The 15,731-nt window shown below is 67.6% G+C and carries 10 protein-coding genes; 5 read left to right on the top strand and 5 right to left on the bottom strand.

The annotated features are described in order from the left end of the window. Positions 1–24 precede the first annotated feature (24 nt). Positions 25–870, bottom strand: a complete 846-nt coding sequence (locus ABD225_RS04690) for a PAC2 family protein (RefSeq protein ID WP_344081967.1) — start codon at positions 868–870, stop codon at positions 25–27. A 74-nt stretch (positions 871–944) separates the two neighbouring features. Here ABD225_RS04690 and ABD225_RS04685 point away from each other — a divergent pair, with 74 nt between their 5' ends. Next, positions 945–1,613 (top strand): HAD family hydrolase, encoded by a 669-nt coding sequence (locus tag ABD225_RS04685; protein WP_344081965.1) that lies wholly within the window; start codon positions 945–947, stop codon positions 1,611–1,613. Positions 1,614–1,625: 12 nt separating this feature from the next. Here ABD225_RS04685 and treZ read toward each other — a convergent pair whose 3' ends face one another. The 3 genes from treZ to metH all read right to left on the bottom strand — a co-directional run bounded on the left by treZ (position 1,626) and on the right by metH (position 9,740). Further along, positions 1,626–3,428, bottom strand: coding sequence for a malto-oligosyltrehalose trehalohydrolase (treZ, locus tag ABD225_RS04680; protein ID WP_344081963.1), 1,803 nt, complete (start codon positions 3,426–3,428; stop codon positions 1,626–1,628). Next, positions 3,425–5,917 (bottom strand): malto-oligosyltrehalose synthase, encoded by a 2,493-nt coding sequence (gene treY / locus ABD225_RS04675; RefSeq protein WP_344081961.1) that lies wholly within the window; start codon positions 5,915–5,917, stop codon positions 3,425–3,427. Before treY ends, treZ begins: the two co-directional genes overlap by 4 nt. Positions 5,918–6,023: 106 nt before the next feature. After that, positions 6,024–9,740: a methionine synthase gene (gene metH, locus ABD225_RS04670; protein WP_344081959.1), complete on the bottom strand. Its 3,717-nt coding sequence runs from the start codon at positions 9,738–9,740 to the stop codon at positions 6,024–6,026. A gap of 71 nt (positions 9,741–9,811) precedes the next feature. Between metH and ABD225_RS04665 the strand changes: the two genes are divergently transcribed. The 4 genes from ABD225_RS04665 to ABD225_RS04650 all read left to right on the top strand — a co-directional run bounded on the left by ABD225_RS04665 (position 9,812) and on the right by ABD225_RS04650 (position 14,717). Beyond that, positions 9,812–10,918, top strand: a complete 1,107-nt coding sequence (locus tag ABD225_RS04665) for a site-2 protease family protein (RefSeq protein ID WP_344081957.1) — start codon at positions 9,812–9,814, stop codon at positions 10,916–10,918. Between the two features lie 11 nt (positions 10,919–10,929). Next, positions 10,930–11,907 (top strand): tRNA (adenine-N1)-methyltransferase, encoded by a 978-nt coding sequence (locus ABD225_RS04660; protein WP_344081955.1) that lies wholly within the window; start codon positions 10,930–10,932, stop codon positions 11,905–11,907. 127 nt (positions 11,908–12,034) lie between these two features. Beyond that, entirely contained in the window at positions 12,035–13,666 is a 1,632-nt protein-coding gene (gene arc, locus ABD225_RS04655) for a proteasome ATPase (RefSeq protein ID WP_344081953.1), read from the top strand. 94 nt (positions 13,667–13,760) lie between these two features. Continuing rightward, entirely contained in the window at positions 13,761–14,717 is a 957-nt protein-coding gene (locus ABD225_RS04650) for a hypothetical protein (RefSeq protein ID WP_344081951.1), read from the top strand. 40 nt (positions 14,718–14,757) lie between these two features. Here the strand turns inward: ABD225_RS04650 and ligD are convergent, their stop codons facing one another. After that, complete coding sequence (gene ligD / locus ABD225_RS04645) at positions 14,758–15,723, bottom strand: non-homologous end-joining DNA ligase (RefSeq protein WP_344081949.1); 966 nt, start codon at positions 15,721–15,723, stop codon at positions 14,758–14,760. Positions 15,724–15,731: the final 8 nt, after the last annotated feature.

Genomic DNA, 15,731 nt, shown 5'->3' with positions numbered 1-15,731 from the left:
GGGCGGAAAACCTACAGGCTTCGCTTAGGACTCGTCGGGCTGCTGGCGCAGGTAGCGCTCGAACTCGCGGGCGATCGCGTCGCCGGAGGCTTCGGGCAGGTCGGCGGTGTCCTGCGCCTTTTCCAGCGCATCGACATACTCAGCGATCTCTTCATCGGACTCGGCGAGAACGTTGATATTGCTCTCCCAGGCCTGCGCCTCCTCCGGCAGGTCGGCCATGTCGATCTCCAGCGACAGCAACTCCGAGAGCTTGGTGAGCAGCGCCAGCGTGGCTTTGGGGGAGGGGGAGTGGCCGGCATAGTGCGGCACGGCGGCCCAGCACGAGATCGTCGTCAGCCCCGCTTGGGTGGCGGCATCGGAGAGTACGCCGATGATGCCGGTCGGGCCCTCATAGCCACTCGGCTCGAGATCAAAGCGGTGGATCGTCGCGTCATCTTCGGAGGTGGCGCTCACCGGGATGGCGCGGCTGTGCGCCACATCGGCCATCAGCGCGCCTAGGGTGATGAAGGTCGTGACGCCGGCCTGCTGAGCGAACTCCATGATCTCGACGGTGTAAGCCCGCCAGTGGAAGCTCGGCTCGATCCCGCTGACGACGATCACGCTGCGGTCCAGGTGTGGCGGGTCGGCCACGAGGATGCGCGTCGTGCGCCATTGGATGCGGCGACGGCCCTTGTCGAGGACGACGCGGGGACGGTTGACCTGAAAGTCGTAGTAGTCCTCCGGGTCGAGCGCGGCCACAGGCTCAGCGCCCCACAGCGTGGCCAGATGTTCGAGGGCATCCGTCGCCGCCTCGCCCGCGTCATTCCAGCCTTCGCAGGCCACCAACATGACGGGATCACGCAGCGTCGGGATGTCGTCGAGCTCGATCACTCCGGCAGGCTATCGCGCGGGTCCGGCCGCGCGGCTAGACTCGACCAATCCCTGTTCGACGACCGAGGAAACGCGTGCCCGAGGACCCCCCGACGCTGCCCGACGCCGTCCTGTGGGATATGGACGGCACACTCGTCGACACCGAGCCCTATTGGATCGCGGCGGAGTACGCCATCGTCGCCGAACATGGCGGGCTGTGGAGCGACGAGCTCGCGCATCAACTTGTCGGCAATCCGCTGCTGGTGTCCGCCGAGTTCATCATCGCCAACTCGCCGGTCACCTTGACTCCAGAGCAGCTCGTCGACGATCTACTGGCCCGCGTCGTGCGGCAGGTGCAGGAGCACATTCCGTGGCGTGCCGGTGCCCGCGAACTGCTCTTCGAACTCAACGACCTCGGCGTGCGTTGCGCGCTCGTGACGATGTCATGGACCTCCCTGGCCGAGGCCGTCACGGCATCCTTGCCGCAGGGATTGTTCGCCGTCGTCGTGACGGGAGACCTTGTCACGCACGGCAAGCCGCATCCGGAGCCCTATCTGGCGGCGTGCGCAGCCCTGGACGCCCGGCCCGAGCGCTGCATCGCGATCGAGGACTCGGCGACCGGCGTGCGCTCAGCCGTCGCCGCCGGCGTCCCGACCCTTGCCGTGCCGCATGTCGTCGATGTGCCGGCCATTCCGGGTGCGGTGCGCCTGGATTCGCTCGACGGCGTTCGCGCGCGGGAGCTGGTGGGCTACTTCGCTGGCTGAGTCGGCCGTGGTTCAGCCCTGGGCCAGGACCGCGACGCCGTCGGGCCGCAGCCGCAGCTCCCCGCCGTCCCAGTGCGCTCCACGGTCCAGGATCAGCTCGTATGCCGTGCCAGCCAGGGGGACGGTCGCCTCGGCCCCGCCAAGGTTGAGAGCGACGGTGAGGCCGGAGAACGACATACAGAACCACCCTGCCTCTTCATCGAAGGAGACTGTGACGTCCGCAAGGTGGGCGGGTGAGTCGAATCGCTTGCGGCGCAGCCCGATCAGCGCGCGGTACCAATCCAACATCTCCGCGTGCGCCGGCTCGCCGAGCTCCGCCCACCGGAGCACGGAGGCATCACGGGTCGAACTATCCTGCGGGTCGGGGATGGACTCGGCATCCCATCCGTGCCCGGCAAACTCCGCGCGCCGGCCGTCTCGGACCGAGCGTGCCAGGGCCTCCTCCTCGAAGGAGGTGAAGAAGAGCCACGGCGAGCTGGATGCCCATTCCTCGCCGGCGAAGAGCATCGGCGTGAAGGGTCCTAGCAGATAGAGGGCGGCGCCCATCGCTTGACGGTCGGCTGGCAGCAGGGCCGTAATCCGTTCTCCAAGAGCACGATTGCCGACCTGGTCGTGCGTCTGGAGGTATGCCAGCAGCTTGCGCGCATCGAAGCCTTGCCGGTCCACCGGCGCGCCCCATGGAGTGCCGCGGAAGGACGAGGTCGTCCCGTCGTGGAGGAAGCCGCGGGTGAAGACCTTGGCGAGCACGGCCAGCGGGCCGCGTTCGTCGTGGCCCGGCGCTCCGCCGCCGAAATCGCCGTAGTAGCCCTGCGATTCACCGGTCAGGGTGACGTGGAGGGCATGGTGGATGTCGTCATCCCATTGCGCGGTGATCCCTTGTCCGCCCGCATCGGTGGGCGCGACGACCCGGGTGTCGTTGAGGTCGCTCTCGGCGATCAGGTCGAGCGGTCGACCCAACTCCACCGCGAGAGCGTTGACGCGATCGGACAGTTCGGCCAAGAGGTGCCGGGGCGAGTCGTCGCGCAGTTCGTGCGTTGCATCCAAACGCAGGGCATCGATGTGGAAGTCGCGGAACCAGCGCAGCGCATTGTCGATGATGAAGGCGCGCACCGAATCACTCTGCGGCCCATCGAGATTGACAGCCTCGCCCCAGGGCGTGTGATAACGGTCCGTGAAGTATGGCCCGAACCGACTCAGATAGTTGCCACTCGGCCCGAGGTGGTTATAGACGACATCAAGGCAGACAGCGAGTCCGCGATGGTGAGCGGCGTCGACGAAGCGCTGCAGGGCGGCCGGCCCACCATAGGCGTCGTGCACGGCATACAAGGCGACACCGTCATAACCCCAGCCCCATCGGCCCGGGAAGGCCGCCACGGGCAGCACCTGCACCACGTCGGCACCGAGGTCAACGAGGTGATCCAGCCGGCCGATCGCGGCGTCGAGGGTGCCCTCCGCCGTGAAGGTGCCGATGTGCATCTCATAGACGACCGCGCCGAGTATGCCTGCGCCGGAGCGGGTTCCACGCCACGCGTCATCGCTCCACGCGAACTGCGAGAGATCGACAAAGCGGCTTGGGCCGTGCACGCCAGATGGCTGCCAGGCGCTGCGGGGGTCGGGTAGGGCGGGCAGGTCGCCATCAATGACGAAGGCATAGTCCAGGTGGTCGCCGTATGCCGTCCGGTCGCCCTCCCAGCGCCACCAACCGTTGCCGCACGCTGCCATATCCGCCATCGTGGGATCGGCGGCCTCGCCCAGCGCGATCTGCAGGCTGTTGGCGTGTGGTGCCCACACCGTGATCTCTGCAGTCTCCGTCATCGCCGCACCAGCAATGCCACCGGCTCGTCGCCGACGACCTCGGCCAGCAGCGTGTCGCCATCGCTGTCAATTTCTCGGCCCGACAATAGGTCTCGCCACTGGCCGTCCGGCAGGGCGATCCGGAAGTCCCGCCAACCGCCGCGCACCTCGCGGGTGTGTGGCGAGAACGCGACGACGGTGACGACCTCGGGGTGGTCCAGGGTGCCGCGGGCAAAGGCCAGCGCCAGGGGCGTGCCCGTCTCCACCGCGAGATAGTCAGCCTCAGGTCCCACGAACCACTCCGGGTTTCGCCGTCGCAAACGCATCGCCTCCGCCGTGACGCGCAGTTTGGCATCGCCGAGATCGTGGGGGAGTGGGCCATCACTCAGGGCGGCCAGGCGCCGGGTCAGGTCGGGATAGTCGACCGCACCCCGGTTGTCCGGGTCCACGAGCGTGAGAATTGGCGACTCACTACCTTGGTAGTTGTCCGGGACCCCGGGCATGGTGAGCTGGATCAGCTTCTGCCCCAAGGTGATTGCGCGGGCGGACGGGGCGATGAGCTCCGCCCAGGAATCGAGGTGCGCCTGGCAGGCCGGGTCGGCGAGGACCGCCTCAGCGAAGCCCGTGATGGCCTCTTCATAGGCCGGATCACCATCGACCCAGGCGGTGTGCGTCTTGGCTTCACGCGTGGCCTTCAGCAGATATTCGGTGAGTCGGTCGCCGCTGATCGGCCAGGTTCCGACGAGGGTCTGCCAGAGGAGGTACTCGGTCGCGGGATCGACCAGCCCATTCCGCAGCCGGGCCGAGATTCGTCGGGCCTCCACGAGCCAGTCACGCCATTCCTCGGCACGCTCGGAGAGCACCGCGAGTCTGGCGCGAACATCCTCCGAACGCTTGGTGTCGTGGGTCGAGAGGGTGGTCATGGTGAGGGGCCAGCTTTCGAGCCGAGCCTCGGCATACGCATGGAACTCATCGGTTTCGATCGACAGCGTGCCGGGGTCGCCGCCGACCTCATTGGCGCCGCTCTGCCGGAACCACCGATAGAAGGCGGTGTCCTCAATGCCCTTGGCCATCACCGGTCCGCAGGTCTGCTGGAAGCGAATGACGAACTCCGCCATCGCTTCTCGGGCATCCGCATCATCCAAGCCGCCCGCCGGACGGCCGCCGCGCGCGAGTTGGGAGACCTGTCCCAGGGCCGCATGATCGTCGGGGTCGAGCAGGTCTCGCGCGCGGGCCTGGGCCTGGGCGAGCACGACGAGTTGGCTCCGGGCAGGCCGCTGACCCGGCACGAGGTAGGCGCGATAGCGATCCATGGACACCAGGAGGGCACCGAGCGCACGACGCGTCGACTCCAAGTCCGCATCGGGCAGCACCCGCTCGATCAACCGCACGAGTCGGTTCACCTCGGCGGCTTGAACGTCGGCGACGACCTGTTCCTTGGCCGTCCGGATCACCTCGTCGAGGTCGACGGCAGTCGGCTCCACGAGCGAAGCCCAGATCTCGTCCAGGACCTCGGCGCCCGTGGGGTCGGTGAGCACTTGCTGTATGCGGAGCAGCGCGTCATAGCCCGTGGTCCCCGCGCACGCCCACTCCGAAAGCAGTTCCTCATGGCCCTCGAGGATCTTCTCGACGACGACCCAGGCTCCACCGGTGCGGTGCGCGAGGCGCGCGAGATAGCCGCCGGGGTCGGCCAGTCCGTCCGGGTGGTCGATCCGGAAGCCGTCGATGTCGCCCTCGCGGTGCAGCTCGAGCAAGAGTTCGTGGGTTGCGTCGAAGACGTCATCATCTTCGACCCGGACCGCCTGCAGGGTCGTCACGTCGAAGAAGCGGCGGTAGTTCAGATCCGTGGCGCCCGCCTCCCAGTGCGCCAGTCGGTATGCCTGTGCGGCAACGAGTTCCGGTAACGGCAGGTTCTCCGTGCCGGGCCGGACCGGGAACTCGTGGTCGTAGTAGCGCAAGACGCACTCATCGCCATCGGCGCCGCCATCGTGCGCGATCGTCAGCTCCCCGTCGTGGAGCACCTGCTCGAGGTCAGCGCCCAGCACGGGCATCAGCAGCCGGGAGTCCTCGGCCTCCCAATCGATATCGAACCACTCGGCATACTCCGAATCCCGGCCCAGCCGCAGCACATCCCAGAGCGGCCCGTTGAGATAGGTCTCCTGCGGCACGGTCATATGGTTCGGGACCACATCGACGACGATGCCGAGGTTGTGCGCGCGACAGGCGGCGACTAGACGATCGAAGGCCGCCCGCCCGCCCGCCTCGCTGTTGAGTCGGTCGTGGTCAACCACGTCATAGCCATGCGTGCTACCCGGCTCCGGCTCGAGAATCGGGCTTAGGTAAAGATGCGAGACCCCGAGATCGGCGAGATAGGGGACGATCGCCGCCGCATCGTCAAAGCCGAAGCCAGCGTGGATCTGCAGGCGGTATGTCGTGACCGGCACCGGACGCCCCGGGCCGGGCCGGTGGTCGGGGGCGGCATAGGTCATCCGACGCATCTGCTCAGGCACCTGCCCAATGCTAACCGCGACGGCCCTTGACCACCGACTGAAGGCTAGACATCGGCCGCCTCGTGCGCACGTGACATCGGTCGTGGTGGCGCCACGGCCGAATCAGTCAGTCCTCAGGGTGGTAGCCCAGGTTCGGGCCCAGCCAGCGCTCGGCGGTGCGCAGGTCCCAGCCCTTCCGCTCGGCATACTCCTCGACCTGGTCGCGCCCGATGCGCCCGACGACGAAGTATTGCGCCTGCGGGTGGGCAAAGATCAGGCCACTGACGGCTGCGCCGGGCCACATGGCCATCGAGTCGGTGAGTTCGATGCCGGTCTTGGCGTGCACGTCCAGGAGGTCCCAGATGACGGCCTTCTCGGTGTGGTCGGGGCACGCGGGATAGCCGGGCGCCGGCCGGATGCCGCGATAGCGCTCGGCGATCAGGGCCTCATTGTCCAACGACTCCTCGGGGGCGTAGGCCCATAACTGCGTCCGCACGCGCTCGTGCAGGCGCTCGGCGAAGGCTTCGGCCAGGCGGTCGGCGAGTGACTCGAGCAGGATCGCGTTGTAGTCGTCGAGTTCGGCCTTGAAGGCCATCACCCGCTCCTGCGCCCCGAGGCCGCCGGTGACAGCGAAGGCCCCGATCCAGTCGGGTATGCCGGCCTCCACCGGCGCGATGAAGTCGGCCAGCGAGCGGTTGGGCACACCCTCGCGGTGCTGGCCCTGTTGCCGCAGGTGATGCAGCGTCGTGCGCACGGTCGTGCGGGAGTCATCGGCATACACGATGGTGTCGTCACCCGAGCGAGCGGCGGGGAAGATGCCCGTGATCCCGTTGGCGCGCAACCACTTTTCGCCGATGATCTGGTCGAGCATCGCCTGGGCGTCGTCATACAGCTTGCGCGCTGCCTCGGCCGTCGTCGGGTTGTTGAGGATGTCGGGGAAGCGGCCGCGCAACTCCCAGGCGGCGAAGAAGGGCGTCCAGTCGATATAGCGGCGCAGGTCGGCCAGGTCGTAGTCCTCGAAGAGGTGGACGCCCGGCTGTGCCGGTTGCGCGATGGTCGATTCGTCGAGCGCGATCTCGGGGGCAGCCGCGCGGGCCTGCTCGATGCTCAGCAGCGGCCGCTCATTGGTCTTGGCCGCGTGGCGCTTGCGGATCGTGTCGTACTCAGCGGCGATGACCTCCATGAGCGCTGGTCGCTGGTGCTCCGAAAGGAGTTGTGCCACAACGGGAACCGAGCGCGAAGCATCTTTCACCCAGACAACTGGTCCGTGGTAGCGCTGGTCGACCTTGACGGCCGTGTGCGCCTTCGAGGTCGTGGCCCCGCCGATGAGCAGGGGGATCTCCAAGCCTTGGCGCTCCATCTCGGAGGCGACGTGCACCATCTCGTCCAACGAGGGTGTGATGAGTCCGGACAGGCCGATCGCGTCGGCGCCGAGTTCCGTTGCCGTGTCGAGGATTCTCTGGGCCGGCACCATGACGCCGAGGTCGTGGACGTCATAGTTGTTGCACTGCAGGACGACCCCAACGATGTTCTTGCCGATGTCATGCACATCGCCCTTGACGGTCGCCGTCACAATCAGGCCCTTGGCGCGCGACGCATCACCGGGCTGCTTCTCCGCCTCGATGAAGGGGATCAGATAGGCAACAGCCTTCTTCATCACGCGGGCTGATTTCACGACCTGGGGCAGGAACATCTTCCCGGCGCCGAAGAGGTCGCCGACGACATTCATCCCGTCCATGAGCGGGCCTTCGATGACCTCCAAGGGCCGGCCACCACGGTCCGAGATCAGGGCACGCAGTTCCTCGGTGTCGCTCTCCACATAGTCGTCGATCCCCTTGACCAGCGCGTGGGTGATCCGCTCGTCCACCGGCAGGGTTCGCCACTCAGGACCGGCCGAATCCTCTTCCGCAGCAGCGACATTGAATGTTTCGGCGATCTCCAGGAGACGGTCGGTAGCGTCCGCACGGCGGGCCAGGATGACATCCTCGATCCGCTCCCGCAGCTCCGGATCGATCTGGTCATAGACCACCAGCGCACCGGCGTTGACGATCCCCATATCCATCCCCGCGCCGATCGCGTGGAACAGGAAGACGGCGTGGATCGCTTCGCGCACCGGGTTGTTGCCGCGGAAGCTGAACGAGACATTGGAGACGCCGCCGGAAATGAGCACCCCGGGCAGGTTCTCCTTGATCCAGCGGGTTGCTTCGATGAAGTCCAGGCCGTAGCGCGCGTGCTCCTCGATGCCCGTCGCGACGGCGAAGATATTCGGGTCGATGACGATGTCCTCGGCAGGGAAGCCCACCTGCTGGGTCAGCACGTCATACGCGCGCTTGCTGATTTCCTTGCGCCGCTGCAAGGTGTCGGCCTGGCCGGTCTCGTCGAAGGCCATGACGACGATCGCCGCGCCATACTTCCGGCACAGCCGCGCCTGCTCGACGAAGGCCGCCTCGCCCTCCTTCATGGAGATGGAGTTGACGATGGGCTTGCCCTGCACAACCTTCAGCCCCGCCTCGATGACCTCCCATTTCGAGGAGTCGATCATCAGGGGGACGGTGGAGATATCGGGTTCTGAGGCAATGAGTTTCAGGAATCGGTCCATCGCCGCCACGCCGTCGATCATGCCTTCGTCCATATTGACGTCGATGATCTGCGCACCGGCCTCGACCTGCTGACGGGCCACCGACAGCGCGGCCGGATAGTCCTGCGCCTGGATGAGTTTGCGGAAGCGCGCCGAGCCGGTGATATTCGTCCGCTCGCCGACATTGACGAACAGGCTGTTCTCATCGATCGTCAACGGCTCCAACCCCGACAGGCGCATCGCCCGCGGGATCTCCGGCACGACGCGCGGCGCGGTCTGCGCGACGGCAGCCGCGATCCCGGCGATGTGGTCCGGCGTCGTGCCGCAGCACCCGCCGACGAGATTGATCAGGCCAGCGCCCGCGAACTCGGCGAGGGCGGCCGCGGTGTCGGCCGCGCTCTCGTCATATTCCCCAAAAGCATTGGGGAGCCCCGCATTTGGGTAGCAGGAGACGAAGGTGTCGGCCACCCGGGCGAGCTCCGCGACATACGGCCGCATCTGTGCGGCGCCCAGCGCACAGTTGAAGCCGACCGCGATCGGGCGCACGTGGCGCACCGAGTTCCAGAAGGCTTCGGTCACCTGTCCCGAGAGGGTGCGGCCGGAGGCGTCGGTGATGGTGCCGGAGATGATGACCGGCCAGCGGCGGCCCTCGTCCTCGAAAAGGGACTCGACGGCGAAGATCGCCGCCTTGGCGTTCAGCGTGTCGAAGATGGTCTCGATCGCCAGCACATCCGCGCCGCCCTCAACGAGGCCTTCGGCCTGCTCGCGGTAGGCCGCGACGAGTTCATCGAAGGTGACATTGCGCGCGCCCGGGTCCGAGACGTCGGGGGAGATGGAGGCGGTCTTATTCGTCGGCCCGAGGGAGCCGATCACAAATCGAGGAGTATGCGGATCGCTCGCCAGCGCGGCCTCCACCGCCTCGCGGGCCAGCCGCGCGGAGGCGACATTGAGCTCGCGGCTCAGCTCCTCCATGCCATAGTCCGCCATCGAGATGCGCTGGGCATTGAAGGTATTGGTGGAGATGAAGTTCGCGCCGGCCGCGAGATATTGGTCATGAATCTCGCGGATCAGGTGCGGCTGCGTCAGCGATAGCAGGTCGTTGTTGCCGATGACATCACGCGGCCAGTCGGCATAACGCTCGCCGCGATAGTCCGCCTCCTGCAACCGGTGCCGCTGCAACATCGTGCCCATCGCGCCGTCGAGGATGAGGATGCGCTGCTGGAGCAGCTCGGTCAGCGGTGCGGTGACATCGGGGCGGTACGGCATAGGCAGCAGTATCGGCCACCTTCACGCCCACCAGGGCCGGGGTGTCACCGCCGCCGGGTAGGTTGCAGCGCGTGAGCACTCCAGCACCGTCGCCGCCCGCGCCCGGGATCAAGGTCGCCACGATCGCGGGCGTGCCCGTTTACATCGGTCGGTCCTGGGGGATCCTGGCGCTGATCATCGTCGCGCTCATCGGGCCGGACCTGCAGCCCACGCTCGGCGGCCAGGCCTATCTTGTCGCGATCGGCTACGCCCTGCTGCTGCTCATCGCTGTCATGGTCCACGAAGGCGCACATGCCCTGGGCGCCCGCTCGTTCGGCTTTCCGGTGCATCGGGTGGTCGCCGACTTGTGGGGTGGCCATACCGCTCTTGACGTCACTCGCTCGACGCCAGGGCGCAGCGCCATCGTCGCCGTGGTCGGACCGCTCTCCAATCTCGCCCTGGCAGCAGTCGGATATGGCATAGCCCCCCTTTTCGAACCGGGCATCGCCCACGGACTCGCCCGCATCTTCGGGCTGCTCAACCTGCTGCTCGCCGGCTTCAATATGTTGCCGGGACTGCCCCTCGACGGTGGGCAGATCGTTGAGTCACTGGTCTGGAAAATCACCGGCGACCGTCATCGCGGGCGCGTCATCGCGGGCTATTGCGGTATCGCGGTCACGCTCGGAGTGCTCTACTGGTTCATCGCTCGTCCGGTGCTCGCCGGCCAAACCCCGTCAATGTTTTCCCTTGGCTGGGCGCTGCTGATCGGTTGGTTCCTGTGGCAGGGGGCACGCCATGCCATTAGTGCGGGTCAGGTGGGCGGAGCCTTGGAGCGGGTGCGGGTCGCGGATGTGCTAACCCCCGTCGCGCCGGTCCGGTATGACGCCGCGCTGAGCGAGCTGCCTGGCGGAGCGCCGCCCGTGGTCGTCGATGGCACGGGTATGCCGCTCGCCCTGGTCGACCCCGAAGCGCTCGCCTCCGTGCCCCGCGAGAGCGCTCCGCATACCCCGATCTCCGCCGTGAGCCGGCCGCAGCCGGCGGGCTGGGTCGTCGAGGCGGACCCGAACGCCGGCGTGGCCGCCTTGTTCGCGCCGATGAATGCGGTCGGCACGGGGCTGCTGGCGATCACGCACCAGGGCCGGCTCATCGGCGTCGTCACCGCGGCGAGCATCAACGCCAGCCTCGACGCGCACACCTAAACTTCTGCCCCATGACCGCCATCGACCCGAACCTGCGGCGCGGCCCCTTCCGGGTCAGTGACCGGGTGCAATTGACCGACCCCAAAGGGCGCATGCACACGATCACGCTGGAGGCCGGTAAGGAGTTCCACACCCACCGTGGGTTCATCCGGCATGACGACCTGCTCGGCGCGCCCGACGGGTCGACCATCACCAACACGGTCGGCGTCGAATACCTGGCGATCCGCCCGCTGCTCGCCGACTATGTGATGTCGATGCCCCGCGGCGCGGCCGTCGTCTACCCCAAGGACGCCGGCCAGATCGTGCAGATGGGCGACATCTTCCCCGGCGCCATCGTCGTCGAAGCCGGTGTCGGCTCCGGCGCGCTGTCGATGTCGCTCTTGCGCGCGGTGGGGGAGGCGGGCCGAGTTCACTCCTTCGAGCGCCGTGAAGACTTCGCCGGCATCGCGCGGGCCAACGCCCGCGCCTTCTTCGGTGCCGACCACCCCTCCTGGACGGTGACCGTCGGCGACCTCGTTGAAGCCTTGCCCGGAGCCGTCGAAGCGGGAACCGTCGATCGCGTCGTCCTCGACATGCTGGCGCCATGGGAATGCCTGGAAGTCGTTGCGGACGCGCTGATCCCGGGGGGCCTGGTCATCGCCTATGTCGCCACCGCCACCCAGCTCTCCCGGGTCGCGGAGGCGCTGCGCGATCACGGCGGCTTCACCGAGCCGCACGCCTGGGAGTCGATGGTGCGCGACTGGCATCTCGAAGGCCTCGCCGTGCGGCCCGCGCACCGGATGCACGGGCATACCGGCTTCCTCATCACCAGCCGCCGGCTGGCGCCGGGGGTCACTCCGCCGCTGCGCAAGCGACGTCCGGGGCGGGGGTATGCCGATGTCGGCACCGAGGAGGAGTGGAGCGCCGAAGACCTCGGCGAGCGCCTGCCCAGCGACAAGCGCGTGCGCCGCACCGCCCGATCGATCGGCGAGCCCCCGCGCCTGCCCTGAGTCGGTGTCGTGAGCGCGTGTCCGCTCCGTGACGCAAAACCTCCCGGGGATTGTCAGCGCAGCGGGTTAGGGTCGAATCGGACGCCGACTCCGCGAGGGAGCGGCGCGATCCGGCAGGAGGTCGCCCGTGACCGAGGACAGCACGCAGGAGCTTCGTCGCCTGCGCTCGCAGATGGCGACGATGTCGGCGCAGAACGACCGGCTCGTGCGCACCCTGAAGGACGCGCGCGAGCAGCTCGTCACGCTGAAGTCCGAAGTCGACCGGCTCGCGAACCCGCCCGCGGCCTATGGCGTCATCCTTCAGGTGCACCCCGACAACACGGCCGACATCCTCACCGGCGGCCGCAAGATGCACGTCGCGGTGAGCCCGAGCATTCCCGCGACCGACCTGCTGCCCGGGCGCGATGTGCGCCTCAACGAGGCCCTCAATGTGGTCGCGACCTGCGGATTCGAGCGGGTCGGTGAGGTGGTGCTCGTCAAAGAGTTGCTGGAGCCGGACCGGGTGCTCGTCGTCGCCCATGCCGACGAGGAGCGGGTATGCCGGCTGGCCGAGTCCATCGAGCCCGGCACCGTGCGCGTGGGCGACGCCCTGCTGCTGGAGCCCCGCTCCGGTTTCGTCTTCGAGCGCATTCCCAAGGCCGAGGTCGCCGACTTGGTCCTCGAGGAGGTCCCCGACATCTCCTATGAGGACATCGGCGGCCTGCGCGGGCAGATCGAGGCGATCCGCGACTCCGTGGAGCTGCCGTATCTGCACCCCGATCTGTTCACCGAGCACCAGCTCAAGCCGCCGAAGGGCGTGCTGCTCTATGGCCCGCCCGGTTGTGGCAAGACGATGATCGCCAAGGCCGTCGCCGCCTCCCTGGCCCGCAAGGTGGCGGAGAAGGAAGGCAAGGAGCTCACCAAGAGCTACTTCCTCAATATCAAGGGCCCGGAGCTGCTCAACAAATATGTCGGCGAGACCGAGCGGCATATCCGGCTGATCTTCCACCGGGCGCGCGAGAAGTCCAGTGACGGGACGCCGGTCGTCGTCTTCTTCGACGAGATGGACTCCTTGTTCCGCACCCGAGGCTCGGGTGTGTCCAGCGATGTCGAGACGACGATCGTGCCGCAATTGCTGGCCGAGATCGACGGCGTCGAGGGCCTGGAGAATGTCATCGTCATCGGGGCGACCAACCGCGAGGACATGATCGACCCGGCCATCCTGCGGCCCGGCCGGCTCGATGTGAAGATCAAGATCGAACGCCCGGACGCCGAGTCCGCGCGCGACATCTTCCGCAAGTACCTCACCGCCGACCTGCCGCTGCACACCGACGACCTCGCCGAGAACGGCGGTTCGCCGCAGGCAACGGTCGAGGCGATGATCGAGGCGTCGGTGGCGCGGATGTATTCGGAGCAGGAGGAGAACCGCTTCCTCGAAGTCACCTATGCCGGAGGCGACAAGGAGATCCTCTACTTCAAGGACTTCAACTCGGGCGCGATGATCCAAAATGTCGTCGACCGGGCCAAGAAGAGCGCAATCAAGGACTTCTTGACCACCGGGCAGCGCGGCCTGCGGATCGATCACCTGCTGTCCGCGTGCGTCGATGAGTTCAAAGAGAACGAAGACCTCCCGAACACCACCAATCCCGACGACTGGGCGCGCATCTCGGGCAAGAAGGGCGAGCGGATCATCTATGTCCGCACGCTCGTCTCGACCAAGTCCGGCACCGAGCCAGGCCGCACCATCGACACCGTGAGCAATACCGGCCAGTACCTCTGACGCCGCGGCGTCCAGGTCCAGCGAGGGTCTGACCGATCTTCCGTGGGGCCGGGACTCTTCCCGGATGCGCCCATCGGCGTTACGCTGCCGGAGTATGGGTGACAGGGCGATGGTGCGGTGGACGGTGCCTTCGCTGCTCGTCGCGGCAGGGGCTTTCGCTGCGACGCCGTCGGTGGGCGATGAAACCGATCATCGGCTGGCTGGCACCCTGCTGGCGATCACGGGTGCCGGGGGCGGCGACCTCATCCGTATGCGGACCGACGGCTCCGGCCGCCGGGTGCTGGCCCGCGACGTTCAGTCGGCTGCCTTCTCTCCTGATGGTCGACGGATTGCCTTCGCGCGCAGCGGGGACATCTACGTCATGCCGGCAGCAGGGGGCAGCGCGCGGCGCGTCGTCGGCGGGCCGTACCGCAGCGGCAATCCCACGTGGTCCCCGGACGGAACCCGGCTGGCATACGACAGCTGCACCTCAGGGCTGCTATGCGACATCTTCAGTGCGCGGGTGGACGGGGCCGCCTCGATCGTCAAGCTGACATCTGGGCGCAGTCGCCCCGGCGACGCCTGCGAGGGCGAGGCCTTCGTCGGCTTCAGCTCGCCAGCCTGGAATCCGCGGGGCGGCACGATTGCTGCGGCGATGTCCTGTTGGAGTGAGGAGGACCCAATGCTGCTGGGAGCGTATGTCGACGCATCCGGCACGGGCGTCACCCGCAGCTTCACCGCCCGAGCCTTCGGATCTCCCGACTGGGCCCCCGATGGTGCGCGCCTGGCATACCGCAACCGAGCCGGCGACGCGGCGCTCGACGAAGCAGCAATCTTCACGATGCGGCGCGACGGCTCGCAAAACCGTCGCCTCACGCCGCTGCGCAGCAACACCGACACCATCAACAATGCCGACGGACCCACCTGGTCACCCGACGGAACCCATCTCGCCTATGCCAAGGCTTCCTCGACCACATCCGGTGTGCCGACCCAGACCTGGATCATCGACAGCACTGGTCGTCATCGCTGGCTGGTCGCGACCGGGATTGTGCCGCAGGACTGGGCCCGCTGACCTAAGCCTGCCGCTCTGGGCCCGCTGATCTGGGCCCGGCCTATTCCTCCGGCGGGGTCGCGGCGCCCTCGCGCTCGTCGCGGGCGGCCCACTCCAGCAGGGGCGCGATGTCGTATGCCGTCTGGTCGATCCGGGCGTGCAGGTCACCGATGGCGGCGAACCGGGCGGGCATGGTCGCCATCGTGAAGTCGTCCGGTTCCACGTCCGGAATCTCGTCCCACGTCACCGGCGCCGAGACGGTTCCGCGGGTGTTTCCGCGCACCGAATAGGCCGCAGCGATCGTGTGATCGCGCGCGTTCTGGTTGTAGTCGACGAAGACAGCCGCGGGATCGCGGTCCTTGCGCCACCAGGTCGTCGTCACCTCGTCCGGGAGGCGGCGCTCCACCTCGCGCGCGAAGGCCAGCGCCGCGCGGCGAACGTCGCCGAAGCCGTGCTCGGGGTGGATCCGCACATAGATGTGCAGGCCGCGCCCACCGGAGGTCTTCGGATAGCCCACCGCACCGAGCTCGGCGAGGAGGTCACGGCATACCCCGGCTGCGGCGCGCACCCGAGAAAACGGGCAGTCGGGCATCGGGTCGAGGTCGATCCGCCACTCGTCCGGCTTCTCGGTGTCGGCGCGACGACTATTCCACGGGTGGAACTCCACCGTGCTCATCTGCACCGCCCAGATGACATCGGCGAGTTTGGTGACGCACAGCTCGTCGGCATGCAGGCCGTAACGCGGGAAGTGCAGGCGCACCGTCTCGACCCACGGCGGCGCGCCGCGCGGGAGGCGCTTTTGGTGCACCTTCGGCCCGTCGACGCCATCGGGGAAGCGATGAAGCATGCACGGCCGCTCGCGCAGCGCGTTGACGATGCCCGGGCCGACGGCGAGGTAGTAGTTCGCCAGGTCTAGCTTGGTCTCGCCGCGCTCGGCGAAGTACGGCCGCCCCGGGTTCGAGAGGCGCACGTCATACCCCTCGACGTCGAGGATCACCGGCTCCCCAAACTCACCCTTGCTCGCCACGCCCCCAC

The sequence above is a fragment of the Nostocoides veronense genome (assembly GCF_039531185.1).
Lineage (GTDB): Bacteria > Actinomycetota > Actinomycetes > Actinomycetales > Dermatophilaceae > Nostocoides_A > Nostocoides_A veronense.
The sequence above is the reverse complement of the archived record's forward strand: the minus strand, read 5'-3'. Positions and strand labels throughout refer to the sequence as shown.